Raw genomic sequence first — 1,031 nt, forward strand, 5'->3', positions numbered from 1 at the left:
ATGGTGTACTGCACCGTGCATCCTCAGTCGGTGGACGCTTTCTTCGGCGCGGCCGAAGCGCATAACCTGCGTATGGCGGCGGGCAAGGTGATGATGGACCGGAATTGCCCGGACTTCCTGCAGGACACGGCGGAAAGCAGCGCATGTGAAAGCGAAGAGTTGATCCGGCGCTGGCACAACAAGGGCCGCAATATGTATGCGCTTACGCCGCGTTTCGCGCCCACATCCACCGACGCGCAGCTGCAGCTGTGCGGCGAGCTGGCGCGGGCCTTCCCGACCACCTATGTGCAGACGCATGTGGCGGAAAATACCGATGAAGTGGCGTGGGTGAAGTCGCTGTTCCCGGACGCGCGCAGCTACCTGGACGTGTACGATAAATACGGCCTGCTGCGCCCACGTTCCATGTACGCCCACTGCATCTGGCTGGACAACGAGGACCGCGCACGCATGGCGGCCACCGGCGCTGCTGTGTCGATGTGCGCGACGTCCAATCTGTTCCTTGGCAGTGGCTTGTTCGATTTCGCTGCGGCTGATCGCCAGCACGTTGCGCTGTCGCTGGCGACGGATGTCGGTGGCGGCACGTCGTTCTCGATGCTGCAGGTGATGAATGAGACTTACAAGGTTGCGCGCATGGGCGGAACGTATCTGCCGGCGATGCGCATGTTCTACCTGGCGACGCTGGGCGGTGCGCGCAGCATGCAGCTGGAAGGTATCGTCGGCAATTTCGTGCCGGGCGCCGAGGCGGACTTCATCGTGATGGACCCGAAAGCCACGCCGCTGCTGGAGCGCCGCACCACGCGCACCAACAGCCTGGAGGAACTGCTGTTTGCGCTGGCCCTGCTGGGTGACGATCGCGCTATTGCTGCTACTTATGCGGCGGGCAGGCAAGTCCACCAGCGCGGCGAATAAAAACCTAAGGCGTAACCCTGGTGGCAGCCACATCGTGGCTGCCACCTGTTTTTTGCCGTGGTTTAAAAAAAACGCCGGCATTCAGCCGGCGCAAAAGAGAAAGACGGTACTAGAGGATCTAC

Annotated in this window: 1 protein-coding gene; it reads left to right on the top strand. The window is 61.8% G+C overall.

Annotation, left to right across the window (positions count from 1 at the left end):
• Positions 1–909 (top strand): guanine deaminase (gene guaD / locus AB4Z11_RS32505; protein ID WP_442030418.1); only part of this gene is annotated, 909 nt, incomplete at its 5' end.
• Positions 910–1,031: the final 122 nt, after the last annotated feature.

The sequence above is a fragment of the Pseudoduganella sp. RAF53_2 genome, from assembly GCF_052113985.1.
GTDB lineage: Bacteria > Pseudomonadota > Gammaproteobacteria > Burkholderiales > Burkholderiaceae_D > Rugamonas.